This is a genomic window from Streptomyces sp. NPDC034086 (assembly GCF_055575515.1).
This window is the reverse complement of record NZ_JBVISM010000006.1, coordinates 264,199-281,079: the sequence shown is the minus strand read 5'-3', so window position 1 is coordinate 281,079 and position 16,881 is coordinate 264,199. Positions and strand designations below refer to the sequence as shown.

At 74.8% G+C, this 16,881-nt stretch carries 14 protein-coding genes; 9 read left to right on the top strand and 5 right to left on the bottom strand.

All coding sequences use genetic code 11. The features are described 5' to 3' along the window. The first annotated feature begins 81 nt into the window (after window positions 1-81). The 4 genes from ACZ514_RS17775 (at window position 82) to ACZ514_RS17760 (ending at window position 5,094) form a co-directional block, all read left to right on the top strand. Window positions 82-1,527: a galactose oxidase early set domain-containing protein gene (locus tag ACZ514_RS17775; protein ID WP_469125106.1), complete on the top strand. Its 1,446-nt coding sequence runs from the start codon at window positions 82-84 to the stop codon at window positions 1,525-1,527. A 59-nt stretch (window positions 1,528-1,586) separates the two neighbouring features. Beyond that, window positions 1,587-3,560: a Dyp-type peroxidase gene (locus ACZ514_RS17770; protein ID WP_469125105.1), complete on the top strand. Its 1,974-nt coding sequence runs from the start codon at window positions 1,587-1,589 to the stop codon at window positions 3,558-3,560. Between the two features lie 249 nt (window positions 3,561-3,809). Next, a complete protein-coding gene (locus ACZ514_RS17765; protein WP_468169438.1) occupies window positions 3,810-4,358 on the top strand; it encodes a helix-turn-helix domain-containing protein in 549 nt (182 codons plus the stop codon). A gap of 4 nt (window positions 4,359-4,362) precedes the next feature. Continuing rightward, entirely contained in the window at window positions 4,363-5,094 is a 732-nt protein-coding gene (locus ACZ514_RS17760; protein WP_468169325.1) for a helical backbone metal receptor, read from the top strand. Here ACZ514_RS17760 and ACZ514_RS17755 read toward each other — a convergent pair. Then, window positions 5,063-6,187, bottom strand: a complete 1,125-nt coding sequence (locus tag ACZ514_RS17755) for a TDT family transporter (protein WP_469125104.1) — start codon at window positions 6,185-6,187, stop codon at window positions 5,063-5,065. The two genes, ACZ514_RS17760 and ACZ514_RS17755, sit on opposite strands and share 32 nt — an antisense overlap. A gap of 70 nt (window positions 6,188-6,257) precedes the next feature. Between ACZ514_RS17755 and ACZ514_RS17750 the strand changes: the two genes are divergently transcribed. Beyond that, entirely contained in the window at window positions 6,258-7,181 is a 924-nt protein-coding gene (locus ACZ514_RS17750) for a LysR family transcriptional regulator (protein WP_467891765.1), read from the top strand. Between the two features lie 95 nt (window positions 7,182-7,276). Here the strand turns inward: ACZ514_RS17750 and ACZ514_RS17745 are convergent, their stop codons facing one another. The 3 genes from ACZ514_RS17745 to ACZ514_RS17735 all read right to left on the bottom strand — a co-directional run bounded on the left by ACZ514_RS17745 (window position 7,277) and on the right by ACZ514_RS17735 (window position 10,413). Continuing rightward, entirely contained in the window at window positions 7,277-7,996 is a 720-nt protein-coding gene (locus ACZ514_RS17745) for a gamma-glutamyl-gamma-aminobutyrate hydrolase family protein (protein WP_469125103.1), read from the bottom strand. A 46-nt stretch (window positions 7,997-8,042) separates the two neighbouring features. Beyond that, a complete protein-coding gene (gene eat / locus ACZ514_RS17740; RefSeq protein WP_469125102.1) occupies window positions 8,043-9,524 on the bottom strand; it encodes an ethanolamine permease in 1,482 nt (493 codons plus the stop codon). Between the two features lie 142 nt (window positions 9,525-9,666). Further along, entirely contained in the window at window positions 9,667-10,413 is a 747-nt protein-coding gene (locus ACZ514_RS17735) for a FadR/GntR family transcriptional regulator (protein WP_468701801.1), read from the bottom strand. Window positions 10,414-10,490: 77 nt separating this feature from the next. Between ACZ514_RS17735 and ACZ514_RS17730 the strand changes: the two genes are divergently transcribed. From ACZ514_RS17730 to ACZ514_RS17715, 4 genes are all read left to right on the top strand, one after another. Beyond that, window positions 10,491-11,855, top strand: coding sequence for a glutamine synthetase family protein (locus ACZ514_RS17730; protein WP_469125101.1), 1,365 nt, complete (start codon window positions 10,491-10,493; stop codon window positions 11,853-11,855). 36 nt (window positions 11,856-11,891) lie between these two features. Next, entirely contained in the window at window positions 11,892-13,256 is a 1,365-nt protein-coding gene (locus ACZ514_RS17725) for an aldehyde dehydrogenase family protein (protein ID WP_469125100.1), read from the top strand. 5 nt (window positions 13,257-13,261) lie between these two features. Further along, window positions 13,262-14,053: a 3-oxoacyl-ACP reductase gene (locus ACZ514_RS17720; RefSeq protein WP_388945339.1), complete on the top strand. Its 792-nt coding sequence runs from the start codon at window positions 13,262-13,264 to the stop codon at window positions 14,051-14,053. 100 nt (window positions 14,054-14,153) lie between these two features. Beyond that, on the top strand, window positions 14,154-15,440 hold the full coding sequence (locus ACZ514_RS17715; protein ID WP_469125099.1) for an HAD family hydrolase: 1,287 nt from the start codon (window positions 14,154-14,156) through the stop codon (window positions 15,438-15,440). Here the strand turns inward: ACZ514_RS17715 and ACZ514_RS17710 are convergent. Then, the gene (locus ACZ514_RS17710; RefSeq protein ID WP_469125098.1) at window positions 15,437-16,630 is read right to left on the bottom strand and encodes an amino acid deaminase/aldolase; all 1,194 of its coding nucleotides are present in this window, start codon (window positions 16,628-16,630) and stop codon (window positions 15,437-15,439) included. The two genes, ACZ514_RS17715 and ACZ514_RS17710, sit on opposite strands and share 4 nt — an antisense overlap. Window positions 16,631-16,881 lie beyond the last annotated feature (251 nt).

Genomic DNA, 16,881 nt, shown 5'->3' with positions numbered 1-16,881 from the left:
CCACGTCCCGCCGTCCCGTTCGGCTCCTCCGCCGTCCGGTTCGGTCCCGTTCCGCCCGCCCCCGTCACGTGAGGGTTCCGCATGCCCCGTCGCGGAGTCGCCCGCGCCCTCGTCGCGAGCACCGTGCTGTCCCTGCTGTCCGCCGGACCCGTCGCCGCCCACGACGGTTCCCCGGGTCCGGCCGCCGCCCCCGCCGCCCCCGCCGCCGTCCGGCAGACCCCCGGCCAGGTGCGTGAGCGGGTCCGGCGGGAGGTCTCGCCGGCTGAGGCGCGCGCCCTCGGCCCCGAGCGTGCCGAGGCGCTGGCGCGCACCCGCCTCGCGGTGCGGGAGGAGGCCGGCCGCCCCCGCACCGTGAGGGCAGCCCGCCTCGCGTCCCTGACGGAGTCCCAGGCCCGGGCGAACGCCGGATTCCGCCCCGCCCTCTACGGCGCGTTCCGGGAGTACTTCGGCTCGCCGGAGTCCGGTGCGCACACCGCGCTGCTGCCCACCGGCAAGGTGCTGCTGTTCTCCTTCGGGCCCGCCGGCGCCGGCCGCGCCTCCCTGTGGGACCCGGCGAAGGGCACCGGTGCCGAGTCGTTCGAGGACGTCTCCCCGCCCCCGGCCGCCGCACCCTTCTTCCCCACCGGGCACGCGCTCCTGCCCGACGGCAGGCTCGTCGTCCAGGGCGTCCCCGGTGCGCGCGGCGACGGCGCACGCGCGGACGGCGGGCTCGCTCCGGTCTTCGACCCCTGGACGGAGACCTGGAGCCGCGAGCCGGCGACGCCGGCCGGCCTCCGGGGGCCCTCCCCGGACGGCACCGGGCCGCTCTGGGGCACCCGGGCCCCGGCGATGGAACGTTTCCCCACCCGGGTCCATCCCGCCGCGGCGGGCGGCCCCTCGTACGCGCCCTCCGCCGGCCGCCCCCACGACAGCACCCTCCTGCTGCCCGACGGAACCCTGCTGACCGTGAGCGGCGCGTACGACATCCACGACTACGCGAGCGGCCTCCTCAGCCCCGCCCCCGACCCGAAGTACCGGCAGCTGGAGCTGCGCGACACCAAGGGCGGCTGGCGGCTGGGCCCGGTGCAGCGGCTGCCGCGCGGTCACCGCTCCAACGCCCTGGTCCTGCCCGACGGCCGGGTGGCGATCACCGGCGACGAGCTCCAGCAGACCGCCCACGACGCCGACCCCGGCGACGGCGCGCACGGCACCATCGAGATCTACGAGCCCGCCTACCTGCACCAGGGTCCCCGGCCCGTGCTCGACGAGGTGCCCGCCGCGCCCCTCGCCCCCGGCGACCGCTTCCGGGTGCGCACCAGCACCCCGGACCGGGTCCGCAGAGCCGTACTGCTGGCGCCGGCCGGCGCTGCGCACCCCGCCGGGGCCTCCCGGCGGCAGGTCGAACTGCGCATCGAGCGGCGCGAGGGGGGACTCCTCACCCTCCAGGCCCCGCCGACGCGGACGGCCGCCCCGCCCGGCCACCACCTGCTCTTCCTCCTCGACGGGAAGGGCGTGCCCAGCGTCGCCCGCTGGGTCCGGCTCGCCTGACCCCACCCCGCCCGATCCCCGCCCCTCCCGCCCCTCCCGCCCCGCACCCTGGAGACCCGATGGACGACGCGCAGCCCCTCACCCCCGCCCGCAGGAACGTCATCAGGGCCGGGGCGGCGGCCGCCGCCGCGCTCGCCGTGTGCCCGTACGCCGCCGGCGCGGCGACGGCGGCGCCCGCGCCCGCCCCCCGCCGCCCCGCCCCCGCCCCCGCGCCGGGCGCGGGCCTGCCGCTGCGCGCCGACCGCACCACCCAGGGCGACATCCTCGCCGGCTCCCGCAAGGACCACGCCTGCCTGCTGCTCCTGCACTTCCGCGACGCCGCGCGGGCCCGGAGCTGGCTCGGCCGGCTGCTGCCGGAGATCTCCACCACCGAGGAGATGGCCCGCTTCAACGCCGCCTTCAGCGCGGCCCGGCTCAAGGCGGGCGGCGCCGACCCGGCGGGGCTCTCCGCCCAGTGGACCGGGCTGTCCCTCACCCACCCCGGGCTGCGCCTGTTCGCCGGACGGGACCCCTTCCCCGCGCTGCCCGCCGGCAGCACCGCCGAGGCGTTCGCCCAGGGCGCCGCGCAACGCGCCGAGGAGGTCGGCGACACCGGCGACAGCGCCCCCCGCTCCTGGCTGTTCGGCGCCGAGGAGCCCGGCCGCGCCGTGCACGCCGTTCTCAGCCTCTCGGCGGACGACCCCGCCCGGCTCGCCTCGGCGGTGGCCCGCCACAAGGAGGCGCTCGGGCAGGCCGGCGGCGAGGTCGTCTTCCGGCAGAACGCCGGCAAGCTCCCGGGCGCGCTGAAGGGCCACGAGCACTTCGGCTTCGCCGACGGCATCAGCCAGCCCGGCGTACGCGGCTTCCACGAGCCGGATCCGGCCGACGCGAGCACGGTGAAGGGCAAGCCCGGCACCCGGCTGGTCCCCGCCGGGGAGTTCCTCGTCGGACAGGAGCGGGCCGGGCGGCGGCCCGCCGGTCTGCCCGCCTGGGCCACCGGCGGTTCCTTCCAGGTCATCCGCCGGCTCGCCCAGGACGTCCCCGGCTGGTGGGAGCAGGCCCGGGAGCGGCTGGCCGAGCTGAAGAGGGCCGGGGCCGCGCCGCCCGAGGCGACCGAGACGTGGGTCGCGGCCCGTCTGGTCGGCCGCTGGCCCGGGGGCACCCCCGTCGCCGGCTGCCCGCTCGCCGAGGAGCCCGCCCCCCTCGGCACGGACCCCGACGCCGCCCTGAAGTACGCGGACGACCCCGACGGCTGGCACACCCCGCTGTTCTCGCACATCCGCAAGGGCAACCCCCGCGACGGCCTCGTCACCGTCCCGGGCAGGCCCCCGCTGGCCGCCTCCGAGCTGGACGGGCGGCGGATCATCCGGCGGGGCATCCCCTACGGCCCCGCCTTCGACTTCGACCGGCCAGCGCACGAGCAGCGTGCCCCGCGCGGCCTGGTCTTCGTCGGGTACCAGGCCGACCTGGTCCAGCAGTTCGAGTTCCTCTCCAAGCGGTGGATCAACGACACCGACTTCCCGCCCGGCCGCAACCCCCGTGTCGGCGCCGACCCGGTCCTCGGCCCGGAATCCCCCGTCACCTTCGAGACCGAGTCCGCGAACGGCAGCCGCGCCACCACCCTGCGCTTCGGCCGGTACGTGCGCACCGAGGGCGCCCTCTACGCCTTCACCCCCTCCCTGCCCACCCTGCGCGCCCTCGCCGAAGGCACCCTCGACGACTCCGTGGAGGTCCACGCCCGCACCGTCCTGCGCGCCGGCGACGTCCTCGACGCCGGCACCGTCCGGCTGTCCCTCCAGGCCGACGGGGACCTCGTCCTGCTCGGCGCCGGAGGGAACCGCCTGTGGAGCGCGGGCACGGAGGGAGAGGGGAACGAAGCCGTCTTCTCCTCCGACGGCGAGCTGCGCGTGCGCACCGAGGACGACGTGACCCTGTGGAGCAGCGGCACCGACGGCCACCCCGGTGCCCGGCTGCTGGTCCGGCCTGCCGGCGACGCGGTGATCCTCGACGGTGACCGAGTGCTGTGGCGCCAGGGCGGTGGCCACGCACGGTGACCGGACGGACACGGAAACCCACCGGGCCGCGGCCCGGTGGGCTCCTGCGCGCGAATCACGGGGCGGTTGCTGCGTAAGGTGCTTACAGCACACCGATGTGCGATGAGGACAGGGGAGGGCAGCCCCGACATGAACGACAAGGACGACGGAAGCACCGCGGACGGCACGGACGGCACGGAGTACGAGCCCGCGCGGGCGGGCTCGGCCGAGGGCCACGACAAGGAGAAGGACTCCAAGGAGCCGCTGCGGGTGGGCGTCGCCGTGCGCAAACGGCGCCGCGCGCTGCACCTCACCCTCGCCGCCGTCTCGGCGCGCAGCGGCCTGTCCGTCCCCTTCCTGAGCCAGATAGAGAACGAGCGCGCCCGCCCCAGCATGCGTTCGCTGGAGCGGGTCGCCGACGCGCTGGAGACCACGGCCGTGGAGCTGCTGGCCGCCTCGGACACGGCGCGCACCGTGGACCTCGTACGGGCCGGTGACGAGTCCGGGTTCACCCCGGTGACGGGCGTGCGCCCCCTCGTGCGCGGACACCACCAGCTGCACGCGCTGGAGTTCACCGGGGACCAGGACGCCGGCCGCGAGTACCAGCACCGCAACGACGAGCTGATGTACGTGGTCTCCGGCGCCTGCCAGGTGGAGGCCGAGGGGCGGGCGTACCGGCTGGAGAGCGGGGACGCGCTGTTCCTCTCCGGCGGGGTGCGCCACCGCTGGCGGGCGGTCAGCGAGGACACCCGGCTGCTGGTGGTCGCCGTCGGCGAGCACATCCACGCCACGTCCGAGCCGCCCTCGCCGGGGCGCTGAGCGGGTGCGCGTCGTCTCGCTGGTGCCGTCCCTGACCGAGGCGGTGGCCGTCAGCGCGCCCGGCCTCCTGGCGGGGGTCACCGACTGGTGCGCCCACCCCGCGGACCTGGGGGAGGCGGTGCGGATCGGCGGCACCAAGAACCCCGACGTACGGGCCATCGCGGAGCTGCGCCCGGACCTGGTGATCGCCAACGAGGAGGAGAACCGGGCCCCGGACCTGGAGGCGCTGCGCGCGGCCGGACTGGAGGTGCTGGTCACCGTGGTCCGCGACCTGCCGCAGGCCCTGAGCGAGCTGGACCGGCTGCTGGTGGGAGCCCTGGGGCTGGAGCGGCCCGAGTGGCTGGACCGCGCCGGGGAGGCCTGGGCGGACGTGGAGCCCGTCGGCTCCCTCACCGCCTTCGTGCCGATCTGGCGCCGCCCCTGGATGGTGCTGGGCCGCGACACCTTCGCCGGTGACCTCCTCGCCCGGCTCGGGGTGCGCAACGTGTACGCCGGACACCCGGAGCGGTACCCCAGGGTGCCGCTCGCCGAGCTGACGGCGAGCGGCTGCGACCTGGTGGTGCTGCCCGACGAGCCCTACGCCTTCACGGCCTCGGACGGCCCGGAGGCCTTCCCGGGCCTACCGGCCGCCCTGGTGAGCGGCCGTCATCTGACCTGGTACGGGCCTTCGCTGGCCGAGGCCCCGGCGGTACTCGGCAGGGCGCTCAGCGGGTGGCGGGCAGCAGCCGGCCGGTGAACAGGCCGCGCAGGGTGTGCGCGGCGGCGGCCGCCCAGGCGCAGACCAGCGCCAGGAAGAGGGCGGCGGCCAGCCAGCCGAAGGCGTCGAGCCCGGTGTGGCGGGCCAGCCCGGCGGCGCCGGTGACGCAGGTGCCGACGGGGAAGGTCAGCGCCCACCAGGTCATCGCGAAGCCCATGCCGGCCCGGGCGGCCCGGACCAGCATCGCGGCGGCCAGGGCCAGCCACAGCAGGGCGAAGCCCATCACGGGCACCCCGTAGACGACCGCGAGGGCGCCCAGGGCGTGGGCGTAGGGGGCGTCGACGGCGCCGGGCGCCACGTCGGCGAGCTGGTTGACCGCGGTGGTGGACTGCCCGAGGGGTCCGAGGACCAGGAACAGGGCGGGGGTCAGCGCCAGGGGCAGCGGGCCGCTCACGATCAGCCTGCCGAGGACCAGGGGGAGCAGCAGCAGGGTCGCCAGCAGGCTCACGCCGAACATGGCGTAGCAGGCCAGCAGCAGCGCCTCGCGGGGCTGGCCGGCGGGCAGGTGGGGGACGAGCAGGGGGCCGACGGCGGCGGAGACCATGGGGGAGACGACGGGCAGCAGCCACACGGGGCTGGCCGCGGCGGCCTCGACCCGGTGCCGGACCACCATCAGGTAGGGCACCACGACGGCCATGACCAGGCCGATCACGGTGCCGGCGGTGCACAGCACGGCGTCCACGGCCAGGGCGGCGCCGGTCCCGATCAGGTCCTTGCCGACGATCAGGGTGCCGCCGCCCACGGCCAGCAGCGCCATCGCCAGGCAGCCGTAGAAGGGGGCGACGGCCGGGTCGAGGAGGTGGGCGCGGGCCTGGTCCCGGTGGTGCAGCCAGTGGCCCGCGCGGGCGGTGAGCAGGACGGCGAGGGCCACGGCGGACAGCGCCCAGACGGCCTGGCAGGCCGCCCGCTGGCCGGGGAGCTGGTACGGAAGGGTGGCTCCGGCGTTCGCGACGATCGCCGTGCCCATGACGGAGGCGTACCAGTGGGGGCCGAGGTGGCGCAGCGCGGGGGCCTTGTGGGTCCGGGGCGCGGGTTCGGTGCGGGTGCGGGGTCGCACGACGGTGGTGGCCATGGATCCAGCGTCGTTCCGGGCGACGGGCGGCGGCAGGGGTCATCACCCTATGAGGCCATAAACTGATGTTATGGGTAATGAGGAGACGGTTCCGCTGGCGCACCGCGTGCCGGACCTGGGCGCGCTGGAACTGCTGCTCACGGTGGCCCGCGTCGGCAGCCTGAGCGCCGCCGCCCGGCACCTGGGCATCACGCAGCCGGCCGCGAGCAGCCGCATCCGGGCGATGGAGACACGGCTCGGCGTGGCCCTGGTGGACCGCTCCCCGCGCGGCTCGACGCTGACGGCGGAGGGCGCGCTCGTCACGGACTGGGCCCGGCGGGTGGTGGAGGCCGCCGAGGCCTTCGACGCCGGGGCGCAGGCGCTGCGGGGCCGGCGCGATTCCCGGCTGAGGGTCGCGGCCAGCATGACCATCGCGGAATACCTGCTGCCGGGCTGGCTGATCGCCCTGCGCGGGGAACGGCCCGACACGGCGGTGTCCCTGCACGCCGGGAACTCGGCCGACGTCGCCCAGCGCGTCCTCGCGCACGAGGCCGACCTCGGCTTCGTGGAGGGGCTGTCGGTCCCGGACGGCCTGGACTCGGTGGTCATCGCCCAGGACCGCCTGCTGGTGGCGGTGGCGCCGGGGCACCCCTGGGCGCGGCGTTCGCGCGGGGTGGACCCGGCGGAGCTGGCCCGCAGTCCGCTGATCCTGCGCGAGCGGGGATCGGGCACCCGCCAGGTCCTGGACGCCGCCCTGGCCGCGTCCGGGGGGCTGGCCCAGCCGCTGCTGGAGCTGGCCTCGACCACCGCCGTCAAGGCGGCGGCGCTGAGCGGGGCCGGGCCGTGCGTCCTGTCGGAGCTGGCGCTGCGCGACGAGCTGGCGGCCCGCCGGCTGGTGGAGGTGCCGGTGCCGGGCGCCGCCCTGGCCCGCGCCCTGCGCGCCGTCTGGCCCACCGGCGCCCGCCCGGCGGGCCCGGCGCGCGACCTGCTGTCGCTGACCCGGCGGCGGGCGTAGGCGGGCCGGGGCCGGGGGCGGTCCGGCGCGCGCGGGCGGTGCGCGCGGGGGCCCCGGCGCCCGGGAGGACGCCGGGGCCCTGGGCGGATCCGGGGTCAGGACACCGGCACCGGCACCGACACCGCGCGACGGTCGGCGGCGGCCTCGATCAGGGAGTCCATCACCCGGGTGTCCTTGTCCCGCTCCGGGTGCCACTGGACGCCCAGGACGTAGCGGGAGCGGTCGGGGTCCTCGATGGCCTCCACCGTGCCGTCGTCCGCGTACGCCGAGACGACCAGGCCCCGGCCCAGCAGGTCCACGGCCTGGTGGTGGTACGTCGGCACGTCCGCCTTCTCCGGGACCAGTTCCGCGTAGCGGGTCCCCGCGACGGGGGTGACGGGGTGCCAGGAGGTGACGCCGGGGGTGTGGACGTGCCCGTCGATGTGCTGGATCAGCGTTCCGCCCAGGGCCACGTTCAGGGCCTGCATGCCCCGGCAGATCCCGAGCACGGGCAGCTCCGCCTCCAGCGCCGCCCCGATCAGGGCGAGTTCCCACTCGTCGCGGACGCGCGCGGGGGGACCCGTACGGGGGTCGCGCGCGGCTCCGTAGAGGCGCGGGTCCACGTCCGGGCCGCCCGAGACGATCAGTCCGTCCAGTCGGCCCAGCACCTCCGCCGCCCGCTCCGGTTCGTCCGGCGGCAGCAGGACGGCCGCCCCGCCCGCCGCCTGGACGAGCTCGTAGTACCCGGAGGGCACGAGCGACGTGGGCAGGTCCCACACGTTGTAGCGGGTGGATTCCTCCACGTAGGTGGTGATGCCGATGAGCGGCCTGGGCACGGATTACCTCCAGGGTGGTGCCGGACAGCGTGCGGGGCTAAGGATTTCAGCCGCGGGTCAACTCCGCCTCGGCTTCCGCCAGCGCGGCGGCTTCTTCCTCAGGTGCCGAGGCCACGAGGCGGTGGCGGCTGTAGAAGGCGAAGTAGGCCAGCGCGACGGCGTACACGACGAGGGCGGTGAGCGCCGCGTCCTGGTCCACCAGGAAGGTGGCGACCAGCGCCGCCAGGGCCAGGACGAAGGCGACGGACGAGGTCAGGACCCCTCCGGGGGTGCGGTACGGACGCTCCAGGCCCGGCTCCCGGCGGCGCAGCACAATGTGCGAGAGGGCCATCAGGGCGTACGAGATGGTCGCCCCGAAGACCGCGACGTTCAGCATCCGCGCACCGTTGCCGGTGGCCGCCGCCAGGGCGAATCCGATGGCACCGGGGATCACCAGTCCGAGGTACGGGGCCTTGCGCTTCGAGGTGAGCGAGAGGAAGCGCGGCAGGTACCCGGCCCGGGAGAGGGCGAAGAGCTGGCGCGAGCCGGCGTAGATGAGGGAGAAGAAGGAGGCGACCAGGCCGGCGAGTCCGGCGTAGTTGACGAAGCGGCTGAGCGCGGTCGGTCCCCCGTCCCCCTCCAGGGCCACGACCAGGGGGTTTCCGGCCGTCCTGACGGCGTCGGCGCCCTGGGCGCCGGTGGCGGCGAAGAAGGTGATCAGGGCGAGGAGGGCGAGGACGCCCATGGAGATGGCGAGGGCCTTCGGCATGGCGCGGACCGGATCCTTGGCCTCCTCGGCGGCCAGCGGTACGCCCTCGACCCCCAGGAAGAACCACATGCCGAAGGGGAAGGCCGCCCAGATGCCGAGGACCCCGAAGGGCAGCCAGGAACCGGAGCCGAACGCGCCGGCGTCGACGGCGATGTCGTCCAGTGAGCCCGCGTCGAACTCGGTGAGCGCTCCGAGCGCGAAGATCAGCAGCGCGGCCACGGCCACGGCGGTGACGGCGAGGCTGAAGCGCAGTGCCTCGCCCACGCCCCACAGGTGCACGCCGATGAAGAGGACGAAGCAGCCGAGGTAGACCGGCCAGCTGGAGGTCAGTCCGAACAGTCCGAGCGATTCGACGTAGTCGCCGATGAAGATGACGATCGCCGCCGGGGCCAGGACGTACTCGATGAGGATGGCGGTGCCGGTGAGGAAGCCGCCCCACGGGCCGAGCGCGCGGCGGGCGAAGCCGTAACCGCCGCCCGCCGTCGGCAGGATCGTGGACAGTTCGGCGAGGGAGAACACCAGACAGGCGTACATCGTGCCCATGAGGACCGTGGCGATGGCCAGCCCGCCGAAACCGCCCTTGTCCAGGCCCACGTTCCAGCCGGAGAAGTCCCCGGAGACGACGTAGGCGACGCCGAGCCCGGTCAGCAGCAGCCAGCCGGCGCTGCCGCGCCGCAGGGTGCGGCGCTCCAGGTACTCCGCGTCGGCGTTCCTCGCGCCGGCGTCCTTCGCGAGGGCCGGTGGTGCGGATACGGGCACGGGTGCGGTGTCGTCGGCCATGTGCGCTCCTGCCTAGGGCAATGCAATGGTTGTGAGGCGTACCTTTGCGTCATGGGTGGGGCGCGCGCAAGACCCCGGCGTTAAACGGGGGTTACGAAAACCTCTCCGGCCCGCCGTCGCCCCCGTCCGCCCGCGCGCCGCCTCAGGCCAGGAACCCGCGCAGCAGGGCGGCCGTCCCGCAGCAGTGCTCGCGCATCACCGCGCGGGCGCCCTCGGCGTCGCGTTCGAGCACCGCCTCCACCAGGGCCGTGTGCTGCTGCTGCGAGTGCTCCAGGTTGCGCACCAGCAGCGGGATGCAGTCCAGCAGGTCGTTCACCGTCGCCCGGACGGCGGCGTACTGGGCCGTCAGGGTGGCGGAGCCCGCCAGTTCGCACAGCGTGAGGTGGAAGAGGGTGTCCTGGCGGCGGTACTCGGCGAGCGGGGCGTCGTGGGTGGCGGCGAGCGCGGCCAGCAGCCGTTCCGCCTGCTCCTCGGAGAGCCCCTGCGAGGCGCACAGCCCGGCCGCGCCCACCTCCAGCACCTCGCGGAAGCGCAGGGCGTCCTCGATGTCCACCCCCGCCACGCGCCGCCGCAGCTCCTCCTCGGCGCCGCCGGCCGGCGTGTCGGGGCGGGCCAGCACGAACGTTCCGCCGTACCGTCCGCGCCGGGCCTCCACCAGTCCCTGGTCCTGGAGCACCTTGAGCACCTCGCGCAGGGTGACCCGGCTGATCCCCATCCGCTCCGCCAGCTCCCGCTCGGGCGGCAGGCGTTCCCCGCCCGGCACCAGGCCCAGCCGGACCACCTGGAGGATCTGCTCCAGCGCCTCCTCGAAACCGTTGCCCGCCCGCACCTGCCGCAGTACGGGATTCAGCCGCGCGATCGCGCCACCGCCGTCCGCCGTGTCGGTCATCTCGGCTCCTCCCCTTCCCAAGCAATGGTTCTGTTCAATACCTTAGGCCTCCTCGGCTCACCGAAGGAGAGATTCCAGTGGTAGACCGCATGCCGCCGCTCGCGCCCGGGGAGCTCCGTGCCCTCGTCGCGAGCGGTGAGATCGACACAGTCGTCCTGGCCTTCCCCGACATGCAGGGACGTCTCCAGGGCAAGCGGTTCGCCGCACAGTTCTTCCTCGACGAGGTCCTCGCCCACGGCACCGAGGGCTGCAACTACCTCCTCGCCGTCGACACCGACATGAACACCGTCGACGGCTACGAGATGTCCTCCTGGGACCGCGGCTACGGCGACTTCGCCATGCACCCCGACCCCGCCACCCTGCGCCGCATCCCGTGGAACCCCGGCAGCGCCTTCATCATGGCCGACCTGGCCTGGAGCGACGGCACGCCCGTCGTCGCCGCACCCCGCCAGATCCTGCGCCGCCAGCTGGAACGCCTCGGCGAACTCGGCTACACCGCCATGGTCGGCACCGAGCTGGAATTCATGGTCTTCCAGGACACCTACGAACAGGCCTGGAACGCCGACTACCGCGGCCTCACCCCCGCCAACCAGTACAACATCGACTACTCCGTCCTCGGCACCGGCCGCGTCGAGCCCCTCCTGCGCCGCATCCGCAACGAGATGCAGGCCGCCGGACTGGTCGTCGAGTCCGCCAAGGGCGAGTGCAACCTCGGCCAGCACGAGATCGCCTTCCGCTACGACGAGGCGCTCACCACCTGCGACCAGCACGCCGTCTACAAGACCGGCGCCAAGGAGATCGCCGCCCAGGAGGGCGTCTCGCTCACCTTCATGGCCAAGTACGACGAGCGCGAGGGCAACTCCTGCCACATCCACCTCTCGCTCGCCGACACCGAAGGACGCAACGCCATGGCCGGCGACGGCCCGGACGGGGTGTCCCCGCTGATGCGGCACTTCCTGGCCGGCCAGCTGGCCGCGCTGCGCGACTTCTCCCTTCTCTACGCCCCGAACATCAACTCGTACAAGCGTTTCCGCCCCGGATCCTTCGCCCCGACCGCCGTCGCCTGGGGCGTCGACAACCGCACCTGCGCCCTGCGCGTGGTCGGCCACGGCCGCTCCACCCGCTTCGAGAACCGCCTCCCCGGCGGTGACGTCAACCCGTACCTCGCCGTCGCCGGCCTGGTCGCGGCCGGGCTCCACGGCGTCGAGAACCGCCTCGAACTGCCGGAACCCTGCGCCGGCAACGCCTACACCGCCGGCTTCGCCCACGTCCCCACCACCCTGCGCGAGGCCGCGGAACTGTGGGAGAACAGCGAGATCGCCAAGGCGGCCTTCGGCCCCGAGGTCGTCGCCCACTACCGCAACATGGCCCGCGTCGAACTCGACGCCTACGACTCCGCGGTCACCGACTGGGAGCTGCGCCGCTCCTTCGAACGCCTGTAGAAGCCACCCCGCACCGAACATCAGGAAGGCACCCACGTGTCCGATGTGCTGGAAGTACTGAATCCGGCCACCGAGGAAACCGTCGCCACCGTCCCGGCCGCCACACGGGACGATGTCGACGCCGCCGTCGCCCGGGCCGCCCGGGCCCAGCGCGCCTGGGCGGCGGCACCCCCCGCGGACCGGGCCCGGCTCCTGCGCCGCTTCGCGGCGGTGGTCGACGGACACCTCGAGGAACTGGCCCGCCTGGAGGTCGGCGAGGCCGGCCACACCATCGGCAACGCCCGCTGGGAGGCCGCCAACGTCCGCGACCTCCTCGACTTCGCCGCCGGGGGAGTGGAACGCCTCTCCGGCCGTCAGATCCCCGTCGCCGGGGGCATCGACGTCACCTTCCTCGAACCCCTCGGCGTCATCGGCGTCATCGCGCCGTGGAACTTCCCCATGCCGATCGCCGCCTGGGGCCTGGCACCCGCCCTCGCCGCCGGCAACGCCGTCATCCTCAAGCCCGCCGAGACCACCCCCCTCACCGCCCTGCGCCTCGCCGGACTCGCCCTCGAAGCCGGGATCCCCGAGCACCTCTTCCAGGTGCTCCCCGGCCACGGAGCGGTCACCGGCGACGCGCTGGTCGAACACCCCGGCGTCGCGAAGATCGTCTTCACCGGCTCCACCCGCGTCGGCAAGCAGATCATGGCCAAGTGCGCCGACCGGGTGAAGCGCCTCACGCTCGAACTCGGCGGGAAGAGCCCCAACATCGTCTTCGCCGACGCCGACCTCGAGGCCGCCGCCGCGGCCGCCCCCATGGCCTACCTGGACAACACCGGCCAGGACTGCTGCGCCCGCACCCGGATCCTCGTACAGCGCTCCGTGTACGACCGCTTCCTGGAGCTCGTCACCCCCGGCATCGAGTCCGTCGTCGTCGGCGACCCCCTGGACGAGAAGACGCAGATGGGCCCGCTCATCTCCCGCGGCCAGCTGGAGCGCGTCCGCTCGTACGTCACCGACGACCTCACCACCGTCCGCGGCAAGGCCCCCGAGGGCCCCGGCTTCTGGTACCCGCCGACCCTCGTCACGGACGTGGACCCCACCGCGCCCGTCGCCGCCGAGGAGGTCTTCGGCCCGGTCGCCGTCATCCTCCCCTTCGAGGACGAGGAGGACGCCGTACGCCTGGCCAACGCGACCGAGTACGGCCTCTCCGGCTCCCTCTGGACCCGCGACGTCGGCCGCGCCCTGCGCGTGTCCCGCGCCGTCCGGGCCGGCAACCTCTCCGTCAACTCCCACAGCAGCGTCCGCTACTGGACCCCCTTCGGCGGATACAAGCAGTCCGGACTCGGCCGCGAGCTCGGACCCGACGCCCTCACCGCATTCACCGAGACCAAGAACGTCTTCATCAGCACGGAGGCCTGAACCCCATGACCGACCGCACCGAAGAGATCGTCTGCCGCCGCCTGGTCGGCCGCACCGCCGTCATCACCGGAGCCGGCAGCGGCATCGGCCTCGCCACCGCCCGCCGCCTCGCCTCCGAAGGCGCCAACGTCGTCTGCGCCGACATCGACCCGGCCGCCGGCAAGGCCGCCGCCGAGGAGGTCGGCGGCACCTTCGTCCAGGTCGACGTCACCGACAAGGACCAGGTGGAAGCCCTCTTCAAGACGGCCTTCGACACCTACGGCTCCGTCGACATCGCCTTCAACAACGCCGGCATCTCGCCCCCGGACGACGACTCCATCCTCACCACCGAACTCGACGCCTGGCGCCGCGTCCAGGACGTCAACCTCACCTCCGTCTACCTCTGCTGCAAGGCCGCCCTCCCCTACATGCAGCGCCAGGGACGCGGCTCCATCATCAACACCGCCTCCTTCGTGGCCATCATGGGCGCCGCCACCTCCCAGATCTCCTACACCGCCTCCAAGGGCGGCGTCCTCGCCATGTCCCGCGAACTCGGCGTCCAGTTCGCCCGCGAGGGCATCCGCGTCAACGCCCTCTGCCCCGGCCCCGTCAACACCCCCCTGCTCCAGGAACTGTTCGCCAAGGACCCCGAGCGCGCCGCCCGCCGCCTCGTGCACATCCCGCTCGGCCGGTTCGCCGAACCCACCGAGATCGCCGCCGCCGTCGCCTTCCTCGCCAGCGACGACTCCTCCTTCATCAACGCCACCGACTTCCTGGTCGACGGAGGCATCTCCGGCGCGTACGTCACCCCCCTGTAGGCCGGCCCACCCCTCGACGGCGGCCGGGCGTCCACGACGCCCGGCCGCCGTGCTCCACCGTCCCCGGCGGACCCGTACGAGAACAGGAGCACCAGCCCCCGTGACCCGACCCGCCCCCGCCCGACGGCTCCGGACCCTCGCCGCCGCCGTCGCGACGGCCGCCGCGACCCTCACCACCACCGCCCCCGCCCAGGCCGCACCCACCGCCTGCACCCTCCCGGAACCCGCCGCGGGCTGGTACGGGGACAACCGGGCCCGCCTCCAGCAGCTCGTCGACCGGTACGGCGACTGCGCCCCGCACCGCCCGCACCGGACCCGGCCCGTCGCCGTCTTCGACTGGGACAACACCGTCGTCAAGAACGACGTCGGCGACGCCACCATGTTCTGGCTCCTGCGCAACGGGAAGATCCGCCGGCCCGCCGGCGGCGACTGGAGCACCACCAGCCGCCACCTCACCCCGGCCGCCGCCCAGGCCCTCGCCGCCGCCTGCGGCCCCCTCGCCCGCCCCGGCGCCCCGCTGCCCACCGGCACCCCCGAGGGCGCCGCCTGCGCCGACGAACTCCGCACCGTCTACGGCACCTCCGCCACCCGCACCGGCGCCGCCGCCTTCGCCGGCTGGGACCGCCGCACCACCGACCCCGCCTACGCCTGGCTGCCGCAGCTGATGCACGGCTGGACCACCGACGAGGTACGCGGCTTCGCGGCCGCCGCCCGCGCCGAGAACCTCGCCGCGCCCGTCGGCGCCGTCCAGCGGGTCGGCACCGGCACCGCCACCGCCTGGGTCCGCTACTACGACCAGCAGCGCGACCTGATCGACACGCTCCGCCGCGCCGGCTTCGACGTCTGGATCAGCTCCGCCTCCCCGCAGCCCGTCGTGGAAGTCTGGGCCCGGCACGTCGGCATCCCGGCGGACCACGTCATCGGCATCCGCAACACCACCCGCGACGGCAGGCTCACCAGCCACCTCCAGGGCTGCGGATCCGTCCCCGACGGCGCCGACACGATGACCACCTACATCGACGGCAAGCGCTGCTGGATCAACCAGGAGGTCTTCGGCGTCCGCGGCCGCGCCGCCGAGAAGGTCCAGCCGCCCGCCCGCCGCCAGGTCTTCGCCGCGGGCGACTCCGACACCGACGTCTCCTTCCTGCGCGACGCCACCGCCCTGCGCCTGGTCATCAACCGCAACAAGAACGAACTCATGTGCCGCGCCTACGACAACAGCGACGGCAAGTGGATCGTGAACCCGATGTTCATCGAGCCCAGGAAGCAGAAGCCCGGCCCCTACCCCTGCTCCACCACCGGCTACACCGGCCACGACGGCACACCGGCGCCCGTCCGCCGCGCCGACGCGAGCATCGTCCCCGACCAGACGGACACGGTCTTCTAGAGGAACGTCCGCCCCTCACCCCGGTACGTCGGAACGGCCCCGGTCACCCGGTCCCCCTCCACCAGGTGCAGGGTGTCGAACCGCTCGCACAGCTCACCGGCCTTCGCGTGCCGGAACCAGACCCGGTCGCCGATCAGCAGGTCGTCGGCCGGGCTCCCCAACAGCGGGGTCTGCACCTCGCCCGCGCCCTCCCGCGGGTCGTAGCGCAGCCCGGCCGGCAGGTACGGCACCGGCAGCCGGTCGGCACCCGCCGCCCCCGAAGCCGGATAACCGCCGCCCAGCACCGTCACCACCCCCACCCCGGGCCGCCGGACCACCGGCTGCGCGAACAGCGCCGCCGGACGCCCCCGGAACGTCGAGTAGTTGTCGAACAGCCGGGGCACGTACAGCCCCGACCCGGCGGCGATCTCCGTCACCGCCTCCTCCGCCGCCGTCTCCGCGACGCTGCCCGTCCCGCCGCCGTTGACGAACTCCAGCTCCCCCACCACCGCCCGCACGGCCCGCACCGCCTCGGCGCGCCGCACCGCCAGCTCCTTGCGCGCCGCGCCCTGCATCAGCCGGATCACCCGCGAGCGCACCGGCCGCCCCGCCAGCGCGTCCCCGACACCGGCCACGTGACCCTCGTAGCCCATCAGCCCCACCACCCGGAACCCCGGCCGCGCCGCCACCGCCGCCGCCAGCTCCGCCAGCTGCCCCGGCTCCCGCAACGGCGACCGCCGCGCCCCGACCCGCACCCGCCCGCCGAGCAACCGCAGGGCCGTGTCCAGCTCCAGGCAGACCCGCACCACCTCGGCCCCGCCGCCCCGCGCCCGGTCGATGAGGTCCAGCTGCGCCGGATCGTCCACCATCACGGTCACCGCGGAGGCCAGCTTCGCGTCACCGGCCAGCTCCGCGAACCCGGCCCGGTCGGCGGACGGGTAGGCGAGCAGCACGTCCTCGAACCCGGAACGGGCGAGCCACAGCGACTCGGCGAGGGTGTACGACATGACCCCGGCGAACCCCGGCCGGGCCAGCACCCGTTCGAGCAGCGCCCGGCACCGCACGGACTTGCTCGCGACCCGGACCGGCTTCCCGCCGGCCCGCCGCACGAGGTCGTCGGCGTTGGCGTCGAAGGCGTCCAGGTCCACGATGGCCAGGGGCGCGTCGAGATGCGCGGTCGCCCGGTCGTACCGGGCCCGGTCCGAAGTCATGGGCGGCAGCTTGCCAGACGGCTCTACCGGTGGGTAGGCCCTTGCCCTGGCCGGGCGGTACGGGGCCCTCGCTGCGCGGCCCGTTCCCGGGGGCCGGCCCCCGGACCCCCGCGCCTCAATCGCCGGCGGGGCTGGGTGTGGTGGCGCAGCCCGTTCGCCTGCGGACCGTCTCCTGGGGGCCGGCCCCCAGACCCCCGCGCCTCAATCGCCGGCGAGGCTGGAGTTGGCCCCCCGCGCCTCAATCGCCGGCG